13 protein-coding genes are annotated in these 16,359 nt (G+C 73.1%); 3 read left to right on the top strand and 10 right to left on the bottom strand.

Features of this window, described 5'->3' with window-relative positions; translation table 11 throughout:
* Window positions 1–171 precede the first annotated feature (171 nt).
* A complete protein-coding gene (locus tag RLT57_RS17175) occupies window positions 172–627 on the top strand; it encodes a tellurite resistance TerB family protein (protein WP_311298281.1) in 456 nt (151 codons plus the stop codon).
* 107 nt (window positions 628–734) lie between these two features.
* Window positions 735–1,745 (top strand): helix-turn-helix transcriptional regulator, encoded by a 1,011-nt coding sequence (locus RLT57_RS17170; protein ID WP_311298280.1) that lies wholly within the window; start codon window positions 735–737, stop codon window positions 1,743–1,745.
* 697 nt (window positions 1,746–2,442) lie between these two features.
* Here RLT57_RS17170 and RLT57_RS17165 read toward each other — a convergent pair.
* Both RLT57_RS17165 and RLT57_RS17160 read right to left on the bottom strand, forming a co-directional pair.
* The gene (locus tag RLT57_RS17165; protein ID WP_311298279.1) at window positions 2,443–6,012 is read right to left on the bottom strand and encodes a choice-of-anchor D domain-containing protein; all 3,570 of its coding nucleotides are present in this window, start codon (window positions 6,010–6,012) and stop codon (window positions 2,443–2,445) included.
* A 1,700-nt stretch (window positions 6,013–7,712) separates the two neighbouring features.
* The gene (locus RLT57_RS17160; RefSeq protein WP_311298278.1) at window positions 7,713–9,050 is read right to left on the bottom strand and encodes an NtaA/DmoA family FMN-dependent monooxygenase; all 1,338 of its coding nucleotides are present in this window, start codon (window positions 9,048–9,050) and stop codon (window positions 7,713–7,715) included.
* Between the two features lie 730 nt (window positions 9,051–9,780).
* On the opposite strand from RLT57_RS17160, the gene RLT57_RS17155 reads away from it, so the two are divergent.
* Window positions 9,781–10,392 carry a TetR/AcrR family transcriptional regulator gene (locus tag RLT57_RS17155; protein ID WP_311298277.1) on the top strand — a complete coding sequence of 204 codons (612 nt, stop codon included), beginning with the start codon at window positions 9,781–9,783 and terminating at the stop codon, window positions 10,390–10,392.
* 127 nt (window positions 10,393–10,519) lie between these two features.
* Here the strand turns inward: RLT57_RS17155 and RLT57_RS17150 are convergent, their stop codons facing one another.
* The 8 genes from RLT57_RS17150 to RLT57_RS17115 form a co-directional block, all read right to left on the bottom strand.
* Window positions 10,520–10,837, bottom strand: coding sequence for a hypothetical protein (locus RLT57_RS17150; RefSeq protein WP_311298276.1), 318 nt, complete (start codon window positions 10,835–10,837; stop codon window positions 10,520–10,522).
* A 228-nt stretch (window positions 10,838–11,065) separates the two neighbouring features.
* A complete protein-coding gene (locus RLT57_RS17145; RefSeq protein ID WP_311298275.1) occupies window positions 11,066–11,356 on the bottom strand; it encodes a hypothetical protein in 291 nt (96 codons plus the stop codon).
* A gap of 265 nt (window positions 11,357–11,621) precedes the next feature.
* Window positions 11,622–13,469, bottom strand: a complete 1,848-nt coding sequence (locus RLT57_RS17140) for an acyl-CoA dehydrogenase (protein WP_311298274.1) — start codon at window positions 13,467–13,469, stop codon at window positions 11,622–11,624.
* Between the two features lie 330 nt (window positions 13,470–13,799).
* Window positions 13,800–14,078 carry an Ada metal-binding domain-containing protein gene (locus RLT57_RS17135; RefSeq protein WP_311298273.1) on the bottom strand — a complete coding sequence of 93 codons (279 nt, stop codon included), beginning with the start codon at window positions 14,076–14,078 and terminating at the stop codon, window positions 13,800–13,802.
* 4 nt (window positions 14,079–14,082) lie between these two features.
* Complete coding sequence (locus RLT57_RS17130) at window positions 14,083–14,229, bottom strand: 2OG-Fe(II) oxygenase (protein ID WP_311298272.1); 147 nt, start codon at window positions 14,227–14,229, stop codon at window positions 14,083–14,085.
* On the bottom strand, window positions 14,226–14,846 hold the full coding sequence (locus RLT57_RS17125; protein WP_311298271.1) for a methylated-DNA--[protein]-cysteine S-methyltransferase: 621 nt from the start codon (window positions 14,844–14,846) through the stop codon (window positions 14,226–14,228). Before RLT57_RS17125 ends, RLT57_RS17130 begins: the two co-directional genes overlap by 4 nt.
* Window positions 14,843–15,343 (bottom strand): RNA polymerase sigma factor, encoded by a 501-nt coding sequence (locus tag RLT57_RS17120; protein ID WP_311298270.1) that lies wholly within the window; start codon window positions 15,341–15,343, stop codon window positions 14,843–14,845. Before RLT57_RS17120 ends, RLT57_RS17125 begins: the two co-directional genes overlap by 4 nt.
* A gap of 42 nt (window positions 15,344–15,385) precedes the next feature.
* Entirely contained in the window at window positions 15,386–15,883 is a 498-nt protein-coding gene (locus RLT57_RS17115; protein WP_311298269.1) for a methylated-DNA--[protein]-cysteine S-methyltransferase, read from the bottom strand.
* Window positions 15,884–16,359 lie beyond the last annotated feature (476 nt).

The following is a 16,359-nucleotide window of genomic DNA, read 5'->3' as shown; positions in this document are numbered from 1 at the left end:
CCGGTACGGCCCGCGTGATGTTCGCCGAGAGCGAACGCGTCGCCCCGGGCGCAGCGCCGCCGGCCCGCCCTGTCACCCGGTCGGCCCCACCCGGCGGCCCCCTGGGGAACTCCTTTACGCTCGCCGAGAGTTCTCAGAGCGCAACCGAACCCCGTCGAGGAGAGACCCGCCATGGCCCTGTGGGACCGCTTCAAGGAATCCGCCCAAGGCATGCAGACCCAGCTCACCGCGAAGAAGAACGACCTCAAGAGCGGCGCCTTCCGCGACGCCAGCATGGCCATGTGCGCCCTGGTGGCCGCCGCCGACGGCTCGGTCGACCCCGCCGAGCGGCAGCGCGTCGCCACGTTGATCGGCACCAACGACGTCCTGCAGAACTTCCCCGCGCTGGACCTCCAGCGCCGCTTCGACGACTACCTCACCAAGCTGACCTCCGACTTCGATTTCGGCAAGGTGGCGATCCTGCAGGAGATCGCCAAGGCGAAGAAGAAGCCCACCGAAGCGCGGGCGGTCATCCAGATCGGTATCGTCATCGGCGGCGCGGACGGTGTCTTCGACAAGTCCGAGCAGGCGGTCGTGCGTGAGGCGTGTTTCGCGGTGGGCCTCGATCCGGCGGAGTTCGACCTCTGAGCGGCTCGGCTGAACCGAACGCCCGCCCGGGACGTGTCATCAGGTGCGGGGGAACCCGGGGTGAGCCGTAGGTGAGCTGTCGAGTCTTCGTCCGGAGGGGCCGTCCGATGCGGGACGACGATGAAACACCGGCTCTGGCGATCTACCAGGTGCTGCGCGCCCGCGGCACAGCCGCCTCGGCGGGGGAACTCGGCAAGGCGGCCGGGCTGGACCAGGATCAGGCCGAGCGCGGTCGGCGCCGGCTGGAGCGGCTCGGCCTGATCCGCGCGCAGGACGGCGTGCTGGAGCCGGTCGACCCGGACACCGCGCTGACCCGGACCATGGAGACCTACCACGCCACCGCCGCCGAGCAGGCGCGCAGCGCGGTGGCGGTCCGGGAGCTCACCGACTCGCTGCTGACGGTCTACCGCCCGGCGGTGGCCCGCGAGGCGTCGCTGGTCGAGGTGGAGTACTACAGCGACCGGCGGCAGAAGGACCGGCTGCTGCGCGAGCTGGACAGCACGGTCCGGCACACTTCGGCCGCGGTGCACCCCGGCCCGGTGGCACCCATGGAGGCGCTGGACGCGTCGGCCCGCCAGGACGCGGAGATGATCGGCCGGGGGGTGCGCAACCGGACGATCCTTCCGCAGTCCGCCGCCCAGCTGCCACACTTCAACCGCCATCTGCGGGAGCTGGCCGAGCTGGGCGTCGAGGTCCGGCTGATCGACCACGCGCCGTACGACCTGATCATCTACGACAGCCAGGTGGCCGTCTTCCTGACCGGCTACCAGCCGCGCGCCGAGTCGCCGCTGATGGTCGTGGTCCGCGGCTCGGCCCTGATCCAGGCGCAGATCTCGGTGTACGAGGACCTGTGGCTGCGCGCGGTCCCGTACGAGCCGGCCGCGCCGGCCGCCGCCCCGGGGGACACCGAGCTCACCCCGCAGGAGCGGATCGCGGTCCGGCTGCTCGCCGAGGGCCTGAGCGACGACCAGATCGCCCGCAGGATGGGCGTCAGCCGCCGTACCGTGCAGCGCGCCGTCACCAAGCTCATGGAGCGGCTCGGCGCGACCAGCCGCTTCGAGGCGGGCATCAAACTGGCTCAGGACCCCGAGTTCGTCCGGGTGATGCGGCGGAAGTAGCCGGGGCGCCGTGACACCGGGGTCCCGGGTCGCCGGGTATCGGGGCCGGGGGGGGTGCCGGGTATCGGGGCGCCGAGGGCGGGGCGACGGGAAGGGAGCCGCCGCCCGGGGCGGCGTGGTCCGGCGCACGGACGCGGGGTGCCGCCCGGCCGGGCGGGGTCGGCCTGGTTGGTGGGGACCAGCGGGCCGTGCCGGTCCCCACCTCCGCCGAAATGGCTCCCCCCGGGAAACCGGGCGAGCGTGCCGGTCGCTGCCATCGGCGGGCCCGGCCGCGGCGACTCGGGGGCGCCGCGTCCGGGAGCACTGGCGGTGCAGCGGCGTTCCGCCGCGGAGGGGAGTTCCGCCGCGAGCATGCCGTATGAGATAACTACCGGACGCCGTACCTCGGCGACTAGCGAGTTTAGCCGCGCCCGGATCCGTCACCGGCCGGTGATCACCCCCGCGAGCTGCGCGTTCTCCACCCTGGGTCACCCTCTGTCCAAAAAGGGACACGTCACGATCTGGACAGCCGCGGCCCCGCGCGCCCGGCCGCGCCGACCGTCCGGGCCCCGCCGGAGCACTCCCGCGCACCGCACGGCGAACCCCTGGCGCGCACAAGGCGGACCGGGGGTGAACGGGCCGGGACGGGGCGGGGCGGGGCGGGGCGGGGCGGGGCCGGCGGGCGCGCGGGGCGCTCGCCGGCACCGCCCGGCTCAGGTCAGCTGTTCCAGACCTGGAACTCCGAGAGCTGTCCGGCCGGCCAGCCGGTGTTCGCCGTGAGGGTCACCCGGAAGTAGCGCTGGGTGGACGCGGGGAACGTGATGGTGACCGTGTCGTTCGTGTTCGGGTCGAAGGTGTAGGTCGCCGACGCCTTGAGGGTGGTGAAGGTGCTGCCGTTGGTGCTGCCCGAGACCGTCAGGGTCTGGTTGCGGGCACCCCAGGCGGCGGGGAGCTGGAGGACGACCCGGCCGGCGCTCTGCGCGGAGCCGAGGTCCACCTGCACCCACTGCGGGAAGGCGTTGTTGGCGCTCTCCCAGTAGCTGTTCTGGTTGTCGTCCGTCACGTTCGACGAGGCGTAGACATCGGCGTGGCTGGACTCGCTGGTGGCCTTGCCGGCCGCCAGGTTGGTGCTGACCGTGCCGGCTCCGGTGCCGGTCAGCGCGACCGTGGTCGGGCTGTTCGACGCGTTGCCGGTGATGGTCAGGCTGCCGGTCCGGGTGCCGGACGCGGTCGGGGTGAACTTCACGCTGACCGCGCAGGAGGCGTTCACCGCGACGGACGTCCCGCAGGTGTTGGTCTGCGAGAAGTCGCCGCTGGTGGAGACCCCGGAGACGGTCGCGGCGGCGGTACCGGTGTTGGTCACCGTGACCGTCTGCGCGCTGCTGGCGGTGTTGAGGGCCTGCGTGGCGAACGTCAGTGAGCCCGGGTTCGTCGACAGCGTCGCCGACGTCGGGTTGGTGCTGCCGCCGCTCGGGAAGACCTCGACGTCCGACAGCTGACCGGCGCTCCAGCCGCTGTTGGCGGTGATGTTGACCCGCAGGTACCGCTCGGTGGCGGCGTTGAAGGTGATCGTCACCGTGTTGTTGTTGGCGTTCGGGTCGAAGGTGTAGCCGGCCGAGCCCACCAGGGTGGAGAAGGCGGAGCCGTCCGTGGAGCCCTGCACCGACAGGGTCTCGGTACGGGTAGCCCAGGCGGTGGCCGGCGGGAGCTTCAGGACGACCTTGCCGACGCTGTAGTTCTGGCCGAGGTCGACCTGCGCCCACTGCGGGAAGGCGCCGTTGGCGCTCTCCCAATAGGTGGAGGCGTCCGCGTCGGTGACGTTGCCGGCGACGTAGACGCCGCTGCTGGAACTCGCCGACGCCGGGCGGCCGGCCGCGATGTCGGTGGAGCTGTCGATGCCGCTGCCGCTCAGGCCGACGGTGGTCGGGCTGTTGTTGGCGTTGCTGGTGACGGTCAGGGTGCCGGTGCGGGCGCCGCCCGCGGTGGGCTTGAACCCGACGGTCACCGTGCAGGACGAACCGACCGCGACGGTGCCGCAGTTGTTGGTCTGGCTGAAGTCACCGGTCACCGAGACGCCGGAGACGGTCGCCGAGGTGGTGCCGGTGTTGCTCACCGTCACCGCCTGGGTGGCGGCCGAGGAGCCGACGACGGTGGCGGCGAAGGACAGGCCGCCCGGGTCGGTGTTGAGGATCGGGCCCGGCGCGGTGCCGTTGCCGGACAGGGTCACCGTGCTGGTGCTGCCGCCCGCGGTGACCGTGAGGGTGCCGGTCCGGCTGCCGGTCGCGGTCGGCACGAACTTCACGCTGACCGTGCAGGAGCCGTTGGCCGGGATCGACGTACCGCAGGTGTTGGTCTGCGAGAAGTCGCCCGTGGCGGCGATCGAGGCGACGGCCGCGGCGGCGTTGGTCGGGTTGGAGACCGTCACGGTCTGCGCCGCGCTGGTCGAACCGGTGGCGACCGAGCCGAAGTTGAGCGCGCCCGGGGTGGCGGTCACGCCCTCGGCCGGGTAGGGCGGGAAGACCGGGGTCGGCCACGGGCCGCAGATCGGCGTACCGGTGATACCGGAGTTGCCGCCGCCGTCCGTCACCGCGAAGTTCCCGCCTTCGCAGCTGTACACCGGGGAGGGCGCGCCCACGCCGGTCGCCGTGACGTTGGTGAACTTCGCGGCGCCGCCGGTCTGTTCCTGGAGGGCGAAGGTACCGGTGCCGGCGATGGTCACGTTGTCCAGGCTGACCCCGCTGACCGTGCCCTCGACCCACTGGACCGCTTCGTACGGGCTCTGCTGGATCAGCGCGTTGCTCACGTTGATCGGGCCGGTGATCGCCCCCTGGCTGCCGTCGAACCACAGCGCGCCGACGCCGAACTGCCAGTTCGGGTCGAGGCTGCCGTCGCGGATCAGGGTGTTGTTGGAGATCGTGGTGGTGCCGACCGGCGTGGAGGTGAAGCGCTGCCCCACGTGGATGCCGCCGCCCTGGGCCAGACCGGTGTCGATCACCCGGTTGCCGCTGACGGTGTTGTCGTGACCGCCGTAGATCGCGATGCCGTTGGCGAGGATCTGCAGCTGCACGTTGTTGTTGGAGATCGTGTCGTTGGCGTCGGCGCCGAGCGCGGAGTCCGCCCAGGTCGCGATGCCGTCGTCACCGGTGTTGCGGATGTCGCTGTTGGTGACCGTCGAGTTGGTGACGCCGCCGTGGAAGTTGATGCCGTCCGCGGTGGTGTCCCGGATCCGGACCCCGCTGAAGGTCAGGCCCGTCATCGGCCCGTCCATCCAGGCGCCGACCTTCTCGTGGTCGATCCAGACGCCGGTCACCGTCGAGTTGCTCAGCGCGCCGCCGATGCCGTTCACCTGGGCGCTGTCGTCGCGCTCCTGGACGTTGCCGAAGATCGCGAAGTTCTGCAGGTGCACGTTGGTGCTGGCCGACGGCGCGGAGTTGCCGTAGAAGCCGGGCGCCGTACCGGTGACCGTCGAATACCACATACCGGCGCCGGCGACCGTCACGTTGTTGACCGCGATGTGGCCCGGGATGTTGTACGTGCCCGGCGGGATCCACACCGTGCCGCCCGGACCGGCCGCGCTGATCGCGGAGTTGAACGCGGCGGTGGAGTCGGCCGCGCCGCTGGCGTCCGCGCCCTTGCTGGTCACCGAGACCGAGCCGGAGGGGGCGGTCAGAGCGGCGCCGACCTGCTCGAAGTCGGCGAAGTCGATCGTGTACGAGGACGCGGTGTCCTCGGCGTCGACCTGCAGCTTGAAGGTGGTGCCCGCCGGATAGGTGGTCGGGAACAGGCGGTGCGTCTCGTCGAAGAAGTGGTGCGGGTTGCTGCCCGGCGAGTTGGTGAACGGGTAACTGCCGTAGTACCAGCTATAGGCGTTGGTCAACGAGAAGTCGGACTGCTTGGTGCCGTTGATGTACAGCGACAGCGGGGCGGTGTAGACCGAGCCGCCCGCGGTGTCCGGGATGCTGTACCGGAAGTCGATCGAGTTGGTGGCCACCGGCGTGGTGAACGTGACGTACTTGCCGGCGCCCTGCAGCGTCACCGCCTTGCGGTACGACGCCTCGTCGGCCAGCTGGCCCTGGGCGTAACTCGGGCCGATGGCGGTCCCGTTGGTGGCGGAGTTCTCCGCCTGCACCTCGACGTACGGCAGGTTCGCGCCGCTGCCGCCGGTGGCGGCGGTGGCGGCGGCCACCGCCGGGGGGACCGTCAGCGCGAAGACGCCGGCGGCGGCGATCAGCGCGGTGGTGCCTCCCACGGCGATCGTTCGCCCTAGGTAGCGCATGGACTGGAACAACTTCTGCTCCTTTCGACATTCGATGCCGGTTCTGCACCGTCGGGTGCCGCCGTGAGGCGGCAGGGGGGAGCGAGGGCACATGGAGCTGACGCGGCACGGAGCACGGTCGGACGCGGTGCTGGCTCCGTGAGCGGATGGGGGGGCGGGGGGGTCCTGGGCTTGGTGCGGCAGTGCGGGCGGTGACGGCGCAAGGGGCACCGTAATCTCACGGACACGGGCGCGCAATATCCAGACGCATCTTTGCTTAATCACTACTTTCCTCCGCAAGATTCGATGTAGGGCGGCGGGGATGCCCTGCCGGAGCCGGCCCGGCGGCCGGGCGGGAGGGGCGCCGCGGCCCCGGGGAGCGCCCCGGCGCCCGGCCCGGGAACGCCGGTCTCCGCTCGCTCGGAATGGCGGTCGCGGGGTGGCCCGGGGCGCGGCGGGGATTTCCGGGCCGACCGGAAAAGCCGGCGGATTCAGCCGGCGGATTCAGCCAGCGGATTCGGCGGCCCGGCATTACCACCGCGCCGCCGCACCCGAGCCCGACGGCGGCTCCCGGGCTCCCCCGACCTGCGCGGACGCGCGGCTTCCGGCCCGGCCGCCCGGCCTGCGGCGGCCCGCCGGGAAAACCGCCGGGGTCAGGCCGGAAAAGCCGCCCGCGGGTGCGGCGGGCGGCGCGCCGGCGCCGCCCGCGGGGATGCCGGAAACCCGGGAAGGGAAAGGGTGCCGCCTGCATTCCCCGCCCGCGCGGCGCCCCGCCCGAGCACACGGCGCCGCCCCCGCCGGGCCCCGGTGACCGGGGGACGGCGAGGGCGGCGGGTGCGGCGGGGGCGGCGGGTGCGGCGAGTGCGGCGGGGGCGGCGGGGGCGCGTGCGGGTGGGCGGGTGGGCGGGGATGCGGCGGGCCGGGGCCGGTCGGGTGGATCCCCGTGGGCGGCGGAGCGGGACCCGGTGCGTTTTGCGCCGCGCAGCGGAGGAGGGAGGCGGCGCGGCGGCGCTACCTGCCCGGCCGCCGGGCCGAGGGGCCCGGCGCCGACCGACGGGAACACGGCGGACCTGCGGGCCGGGCCCCGCGACGCCGCGGGGACCACCCGGGTCCCGGCCGCGTTCGCCGCGATCGCCTGCGACTGGTCGCCGGTCGCGACCGTCGCTGTCCGCGTACCGCTGGTGGCGTCCACCACGGCGACGGCGTCGCTGTTCAGCAGGCCGGTGTAGACGACGGTGTGGACCGTGCCGGCACGGCGTGCGACGGCGTGCCCCCGGTCGCCCGGCCGCTGTCGCGGACGCTCGCGCGCGCCGCTCCATGACCGGTGCCCCGGCCCGTACCGTGACCGGTTCCGCCACCGCCCGCCGCCTGCGCGGGTGTCGACAGGCCGATCCCCGCGAGGGCGAGCGGCACCGCCGCCCACCGCCCGGCCGGCGCTCCGCGCCGACGCCCCGCCAACGAACCCGTACCCGTGCCTGCCCTCACCGCGACCCCCGAGGGAAGAAGAAGCAGGACCCCGACCGCCGCGGCCCGCGGACCGCCCCGATGCCCCAGCGCGCCGGCCACCGGACCCGCCCCCGTACCCCGGCCTGGTGTCCAGTGGACCACCGGCGGCCGGTGCGGACCAGCCGGGGCAAGGCGGGTCGGGGCGGGGCAGGGCGAGGCAAGGCGGGGCGGGGCGGGGCGGCCTACGGACAACCTCCTTCGGGAGCGCCCGGCTTCGGGGTCGCCGGTCAGCGCGGCGTCGTGGCCGCGGGGGCGGCGGGGACCGGCGCCCCGGCGCGGGGCGGCAGGTCGAGGCCGAGGTTCTCGCGCAGGGTGGTGCCGGTGTAGTCGGGGGCGACGATCTTCCGCTTGCGCAGCTCGTGGAGCAGGCCGTTGACGGCGAAGTCGTGCTGCCGGGGGTCGGCGAGGCCGCCGAGCGAGATCACGTCGAGGACGCCGGCCCGGAAGCGCTCCTCGACGGCGTCGGCGAGCTGCTCGGGGGTGCCCGCGACGGCCCAGTGCCCGGTGTCCTGGGCGGCGATGACGAGTTCGCGCAGCGTGTAGCCCTGCCGCGCGTAGCCGGCGAAGATGTCGACCCGACCGCGCCGGCGGTTCACCGAGGTGACGTCGGGCAGCAGGCTCTCCGGCAGCTTCTCGTCGAGCGGGAGGTCCGCCAGGTCGACTCCGCCGCCGAGCATGTCGGCCACCAGGGCGCGCCCGCGTTCGAAGTCGATCGCCTCGCGGCGCTCGCGTACGAGCCGCTGTGCCTCCTCCTCCGTGGCGCCGTACGTGGCGTGCAGCGAGCTGAAGATCAGCGGCAGGCCGCCGGGCCGGCCGAGTTGCCCGGCCTGGGCCCGGATCGTGCGGGTGAAGTCCGCCGCGATGTCGAGGGTGGGCAGCGAGGTGAAGACGATCTCGGCGTAGCGCGCGCCCAGGGCGGTACCCGCCGCGGACTGCCCGGCCTGGATCTGCACCGGGCGGCGCTGCGGCAGCGGTGGGATGTTCAGCGGACCCGCCACGGTGAAGAACCGGCCGGAGTGGTGGATGGGGCGTACCCGGGCGGGGTGCAGCACCGCCTTGCCGTCCGCGCCGACGGTCAGCGCGCCCGGCTCCCAGCTGTCCCACAGCGCGTTGACCACCTCCAGCGTCTCCGCGGCGCGCGCGTAGCGCTCCTCCGGGCTGGGCAGTTCGCCGGGGCCGAAGTTCTCCTCGCCGATCGAGGAGGTCACCAGGTTCCAGGCGGCCCGCCCGTTGCTGACGTGGTCGAGGGTGCCGAACAGCCGGGCCAGGTTGAACGGATGGTGGAACGTGCTGGAGACCGTGGCGATCAGGCCGATCCGCGACGTCACCTGGCTCAGCGCCGAGACGAAGACCAGCGGTTCCTGCGACCCGATCGCCCCCTGGGCGCCGAAGCTGAGCAGGTCGGCGGTGAACAGGGCGTCGATCCTCGCGGCCTCGGCGAGCTTCGCCACCCGTACGGCGGTGTCCAGCGTGGACCTGGTGGGGTCGATCGCCAGGTCGTAGGTCTCCGACGTGCCACCGGCTCCGGTGACGGTTTTCAGCGTCCTGGGGCGCTTCGCGCTCACAACTCGTCCATTCTCGCCGACGCCGCGGGCATCGCCGGTGTCTCGGGGCGGGGGATTGCTCGGGGTGAACGAACAGTTCCGGCACGCCGGACCGGGTTTGGCCGGGCGGCGCCACGGGCACGCGGGCCTGCCGGGGAAGGGGAAACGGGGGAAACGGGAGCGGCGCGGGCCGCCCGGGGCAGACCGGCGCGGACCGTCAGCGACAGAGGGCGGCGTGGGTGCGGCAGAGGTCGACGTGCCGGCGCTTCGTCCGGACCGGCAGCGGAACCGCGGCCCCGACCGGTCCGACGTGCGATGCCCTCACGGTGTGACTCCCGTCGACCTGTCGCCGGCGCCCGACGGCGCCGCGGCGCACGGCCCGCGGAGCCCACGGCTTCGACAAGCCGAGCCGGGCCCCGAGGCCGTGTCACAGTTGGTGCGGAACGAACGTACGTGCCAGGTGGGCGCTCTTGTCAAGACCGGGCTGCCCCGGGCCGCCCCGGCCGGTCCCGCCGCCTGCACGACGGGCGCCGCCCGCCGCCCGCACGACGGGCGCACGCCGGCCGGTCGGTGGCCGGTCGCCGGCCGGTCGCCGGCCGGTCGGTGGCGGATCGCGCCGATCCGTGGCCGGGGCCGCGGGCGTTGGTCCGCCGGCCGCCGCTCTGGCATCACGACCCAAGCGGAACTTCGTTCCGATTGGTGGTGGGGAACGCCGCCTGGAGAGCGGACCCAGCAGGGGGAGAGCGGCACGGTGGACGACGACAGCGGGAGCGGTGGGAGCGGTGGGAGCGGCGCGGGGCACGCGGCCCGGCCCAGGCGGGCCGACGCCCGGCGCAACGAGGAGGACCTGCTCGACGCCGCCGCCGCGATCTTCGTCACGTCGGGGGTCGAGGCACCGGTATGGGACATCGCCGCCAGGGCCGGCGTCGGGACCGGCACGATCTACCGCCACTTCCCGACGCGGGCCGACCTCGTCATCGCCGTCTACCGCCACCAGGTCGACGCCTGCGCCGACGCCGGCCCCGGCCTGCTGGCGGCCGGCCCGACCCCTCATGCCGCGCTGGCGCGTTGGATCGGCCTGTTCGTCGACTTCCTGGTCACCAGGCACGGCCTCGCCGCCGTACTGCAGCCCGACAACGCCGACTTCGCGGCGCTGCACGCCTACTTCCTCGGCCGGCTGCTGCCCGTGTGCGCCGGGCTGCTCGACGCCGCGACCGCCGCCGGCGAGATCCGCCCCGGCGTGGACGCCTACGAACTCCTGCGCGGCGTCGGCAACCTCTGCATCGGCGCCGGCCACGACCCGCGCTACGACGCGCGCCGGCTGGTCGAACTCCTCGTCGCGGGGCTGCGCCTGCCGCGATAGCCGCGCAACGGCGGCAGGCCGGGCCGTAGGCGGCGCCGATCGCGCCCGCAGCGCCGCGACCCCCTGCCGGACCGGTGACGGCCGGTCGGCAGGGGGGCTCGTGGCGCCGCGTCCGGGACTCCGGACCTCACACGGCGGTGATGAGCATGTGCGCCTTGCCGCCGCTGTAAGAGTTCACACCGAGCCCGGGGTGGACGGCCGCGGTCTCCCGGGCGGAGTAGGCGTAGGTGCCGGCGGTCTCCGGGCTGCCCGAGTTGCTCGGCGGGGCGGCGAGATACCTCTCGGCGCGCTGCGGGGTGATCTTCCCGCCCTCGAACGGGTCCGGCAGCGGAATCTCGCCGGGCGGGGCCGCCGCAATGGGTACCTCGGGCTCGCTGTCCTTCTCACCGGCGGGCGACACAGCCGTGATCGACAGCCGCATGACCGCGCCGGCGCTGAATTTCACGGACACCGTAGGGACGCTTGGTGCCGTCCTGCCACGGTTCGGCGGAGGAGACCCCGGGTCCCGCTGAAAGACGGTGACCGCGAACTCCTGCGTCACCGACCGCTTCGTGGAACTTGTGGAAAAGGCGGGCTGCCGCAGGCCGGCCGAGAGATCAGGGAGAGGGGCGTCCGGTTGGCCGCGCCGCCCGGCACCCGCTGCCGGGGCGCCGGGCGGCGCGCCGCCGGGGGCCTACGGCGCCGAGTCCTTCACGTTCGGGCTGAGGGCGTACGCGCGGGTCGGGGAGGTGCTGGCGGCCGGGTGGTCGGAGCTGGTGGGCACGCCGTCGGCGTCCGGTCCTATGACGTCGTTGAAGGTGCTGACCTCGGCGCAGCCCTTGGTATCGCCGAGCTGCTTGCCGGCGCCGCTCAGGGCGGCCCGACCGCCGCCGCCCGGCCCCGCCGGCTCCGTCCCATCGGTCCCGGTCCCGGTCCCGATCCGACCGGCTCCGGGCCTCCGCGATCCGCTGGGGGGCTTCGTCATGGCGACTTCCTCGCACCTTCAGGGCCGGCCGGATCACCGAACGATCAGGAGGTAGGACTTCCGAAAACCGCGGTGGGTTGCATTCTCACCGCCGCTCGATGGGCTTCCCCCGGCGAACAGGTGGCTCAGAAAGCGTGGTCCCCGCACCCGCGGGGCTGTCACCCCCACCGGTCGCTCACGTCAGGTGGCCCGGAGGGCGGTCGGTGCGCCGGGGCGCAGGCGCCGGCCTTCGGGGAACCGTTGGGCGGAGTCGCCCCGGCAGGCGTCAGCCGACCGGGGTGGGCCGCGTGCGGTGCCAGGCTCCGTCCGGGTCGTCGTAGGCGGTGGCGAGGTCCGCGGTGGTGACGGGCAGGTCGGCGAGCCACTCCTGCGGCACGTCGAACGCGTCCGCCAGTTCCTGCGCATGGGGTACGAGCCGGGCCGTGACGGCGTCGACGGCGTCGGGCAGGGCGCGGACCTGGTCGGCGGTCATCCGCTCCGCCGCCAGCAGGTCGCCGGCGGCAGCCGTGACCTGCTGCAGGGCGAAGAGGGTGTGGAGGTCGTCGAGCAGCCGGGCGGCCCGCGGGAGCCGGGCCCGCTGGGCGGCGGTGCGCAGGGCCTGCGCGGCGCGCCGCGCACCGTAGGCGTCCACCAGGCGCAGCGCCGGGCCGGCGGCGGTGTTCCACCGGCCCAGCGGGTCACGGGACGGGCCCCCGCGCAGCCGGGTGCGGGCCCGCTCGTGCCAGAGGTGTTCGGTGGCCGCCAGCAGCTCGGTGAGGAGTTCGGGGTCGGTGACCGGGCGGCCCCGCGGGGCGGGCGGCGCCAGTGGGGGCGCGGTGTGTCCGAAGATCATCTCACCGGCCGCCTTGGCCCAGATGACGAGGTTGTCACCCTCGGCGGTGATCGTGCCCTCGATGTCGACGGCGCGCTCGGAGATCCCGTTGACCTCCAGCAGTCCCTGAGCGCCGCAGCGCTCCCGGGCCTCGGTGGTCAGGTCGCGGCACCGCCAGGTGATCCAGCCCTTGGCCACCGCGATCTCCCGCTCGACGGTCTCCCGCTCGGCCGCCTCCCCGCCGAACCCCCCGTCGCGGACCTGGGAGCACCACGCGGCCACGACTTCCCGGTGCCAGGCCGTCATGGCGTAGGCGGCGGCGAGGGCCCGGGTCAGTGGCGCGGCGTGGCTGTGGTGGGCGAACAGCGGGACCCGTTCGCCCTTCCGGCCGCCGCCGATATGCCGCAGGTGTCCGTACCGTACGGCGACGGTCAGTGCCGTCCGGGTGCCGCCGAGGGCTGCGGCGCTCATGCACAGCTTGCCGGTGGTGACGCGGGCGATGGACCGCAGGAAGCGTTTACGGGGACTGCCGAGCGTACTGCGGAAGGTGCCGTCGGGGTCCAGGCTGCCGTGCCCGGCGGCCAACAGGGCGTCGGCGGGCAGCAAGACCTGGTCGAAGGCGGTCAGGCAGTGGTCCACCGGGGCGCCGACCCGGGTCGGCAGCGGGCGGACGCGTACGCCGGGCAGCGTGCCCTCGGGGCCGCTGAGCGGGACGAGGAAGAGGAAGACGCCGTGGTCGGTGCCGTCGGCGATCAGCCGGGCGGCCACCACCGCCGTCTTCGGACCGCCGGCCGTACTGGTGTTGGGCATGAACTTCTGCGCGCCGGCCGACGGGGTGTGCAGGACGAACGTGCCGTCCGCGGCCTGCAGGGTCGCCGTGGTCTCCATGGCGGCGGCGTCGTTGCCGTGGTCGACCTCGGTGCACAGGAAGGTGCCGAGCTGCCGCATGGAAGTGAACTCGCCCAGGTCACGGGCGCCCGCGGGGCCATGGTCGAGCAGGCTGCCGAGGAAGAGGTTGTAGTGGATGCCGGCCACCGTGGTCAGACCGGCGTCCACCACAGCGGTCCACTCGTGCAGGGCGCTCACCGCCGCCGGATCACGGGCGAAGTCCGCGGGGTCGGCAAGGTGCTCGTTGACCAGCCGGAGGCGTTCGTAGGAAAGGGCGGTCCGCTGTGCCGGGGTGAGGGCGTCGCGGCGCCGGAAGGGCTCGGTGGACACGAGCTTGCGCCAGGGACCGTGCAGGTCGGCGTGTTCGTCTCCGAATAAGGCGCGGGTGAGCTCGTCCCGAGAGTTGGTGATCACACCACCATCAACGCGTCGCAAGATCTTTCCGCCCCACCACATCCGGCCAATCAGCTGACCGGATCCCCGCCCCACCGCCGAGGCCGCACGCACCGGTGCACTGACCCGCGCCCGCACGTGCACGGAGGTCCGCGCGCACCGTCCGCCTCCCTGGATTCCACCTCGCAGGCATCTTCACCCGCCGGCATGATGATCCGGAACAAGGACTCCCGGTGCTCTGTCCGGCTGTCACGGTGCCCGGGTGGCGACGATCTCGGGGGAGCCGATGGGGTCCGGGGCCGGCACCGGGTCGACCGGGGAGCTGCGGCGCCAGGCGGGGAGTCCTGCGACCTAGCCGCGCACAGAATGTGTGTCGGGGCCCTTCCAGGTCCGGTACTCGTGCGGCAGGCACCTGCCGCAGGGGCGGTAGCCGGCCGCGCGGGCCGTTGCCTCGTCGGCGAAGAAGACGCGATTTTTCACGTAGCCGCCGCGGGCCAGTGCGCGCAGTGCGGACGGGCAGTCCAGACGACCGTAGATCCGGTTGGCGCGGTGACCCCCGAGCGTTCCCGGCCGGGTGCTCCGACAGGTCGTCCGGTCGGCTCCGAGAAGGGTGTACGTCGTGGTGTTCACCGGTTCAGCCGGCGTCGTGGAAGACGAGGCCGAGAGTGTGGCGCCGGCCGGGGCGTACGACGGACACACCGTGCCGTACCGGGGCGGCGGACCGGTCGGCGGCGTCGACGCGCCGGGCGAAGGTGTCTCGTGTGTTCGGTGAGATGGTCATGCTGCCGCCTCCAGGGTGAGAAGGATGTTCTTGGCGTCCTTGCCGCCGACGTACTGGCCGGCGGCGCCGTCGGAGCGCACCACCCGGTGGCAGGGCACGACCAGGGGCAGGGGGTTGGTGGCGCAGGCGGTGCCGACGGCGCGGACTGCCCGGGGGCTGCCGGCGGCGAGGGCGACCTGGGCGTAGCTCTGTGTGCTTCCGTAACCGATCTGCCGAAGGTGGCTGAGGACATCGCGGCGGAAGCCCTTGCTCAGCCGCCAGTCCAGCGGGAGGTCGAAGTGTGTGCGGCGGCCGGCGAAGTACGCGTCGATCTGCCGGGCGGGTTCGTCGAGTCGTGCGGGGGCCAGCAGGACGCGCGGGCTGACGGTGTCGGACAGTTGCCGGAGTACCGCCGTGTGGTCCTGGACGGCGTAGGCGATTTTGACCAGGCCCTGCTCGGTGGCTGCCAGGAGGAGGGAGCCGACCGGGGTGTCCACGGTGCGGTAGGCGAGGTCGAGGATGCCCTCCTGCTGTGCCTTCGAGGCCAGGGCCGCCTGCAGGCGCGCCATGGCGTCGTCGTCGTGTCGGGGCAGCGCGGCGAACACGCGCTCGTCCTCGAAATCCGGTGTGCTCGTCACTTGCGGGTCACTCCCGTCTGGTCGGTGTCTGCCGGGTAGGTGCTGCGCAGGGTCTTGATCCCATCGGCCGCCGCCCGGCGTGCGGCGTCGGTGCTGCCGCCCATCAGGGCGGCGATCTCCTTGTACGGCAGCCCGGCGAGGTAGTGATAGGCGACCGACTGCCGCTGCCGGTCGGGGAGCTCTTTCAGCGCCTGCCACAGGTCGCCGTCCCAGTCCTGCGGCCGGCCGGTGCGGCTCAGGCGCTCGGGCAGTTCTTCCACGGGGAGGGGACGCCTGGCATTGGTCCGGGTGACGTCGATCGCCTTGCGATGGGCGACGGTCACCAGCCATGCCTCCATGTTGGTGTCGTCCGGCAGGTCCGGGTAGGCCGTCATCGCTGCCAGAAACGTCTCTGACCAGGCATCGTCCGTGTCGTCCGGACCAAGGACGGCCCGCACGACACGGAGCACCATCGGCCCGTGGTCGGTCACGATCTGCTGGAAGGGTCGCTTCGTCACATCTGGTAAACGCCCCAGCGGTACCGAACGTGAGACCGGTCCTCAGAAAAGTCGACCGGCACCGCCGCGGGCCGGCTGCTCCAGCTCCAGCAGGTGGAGCTTGCGATCGAGGCCGCCGGCGTAGCCCACCAGCTTGCCGTCGGCACCGACCACCCGGTGGCAGGGAATGAGGATGCACAGCGGGTTGCGGCCATTGGCCGCGCCCACCGCCTGAGCCAGCGACGCGTCGCCCAGCCGACGGGCCAGATCACCGTAGGAACGGGTCTCCCCATAGGGAATCAGCTGGAGCAGATCCCACACCCGCTGCTGGAACCCGTCCCCGGCCGGGGCCAGGGGCAATGCGAAGTCGCGTCGGTCGCCGGTGAAGTACTGGTCGAGCTGCCGTCGGAGCTCCTCGAACCCCTCATCGGTTCGCGTGCCCAGCTCCGTCGCCGCGGGGCGCCTGCGGTGGCACTCGAAATACAGGCCGGTCAGCCTGTCGTTCTCGGCGACAACGGTGAGACCGCCGAGCGGCGAGTCAATGATCGTGTGGGTCCTCATGGCAGTGGTTCCTTCCCTGAACCCCGATCCGGGTGAATCGGTCCGCACAGGCCGTAGACGCGCCGGCGGCACGGAACGTGAGACGGGCGCGAAGAGGTCTGTGCCACCGAGCAGGGCCCCACTCCCGCCGGAGGACCGGCCTGCCCACGATGCCCTGACGGGCTGCCTCGATCGCGTCAGGCCAGCGTATGACGTGCTGCTACGGCGCCCGGACTGCCGGCCGCCAATGGACGAATTCCTGAAGCCGCAGGCGTGCATGTGGGCTGCTGTCCGAGCACGGATTCAACACACGTGGCCGCGGAAACCGAAGCGGACTGACGGCAACCAGCAAACGGTGTTTGGTCTGGTCAGCAGGCTGGATCTCGCATCGTCCCAGGTCAGCCCGCTCACCAGATGACTTCAGCTGACCCGCTCTCGGCATACCACCGACAATGACCGGATTGCACCTAAGGTACCGGTATCGAGGCTAGTACTCC

The sequence above is a fragment of the Streptomyces sp. ITFR-21 genome (assembly GCF_031844685.1).
Lineage (GTDB): Bacteria > Actinomycetota > Actinomycetes > Streptomycetales > Streptomycetaceae > Actinacidiphila.
The sequence above is the reverse complement of the archived record's forward strand: the minus strand, read 5'-3'. Positions and strand labels throughout refer to the sequence as shown.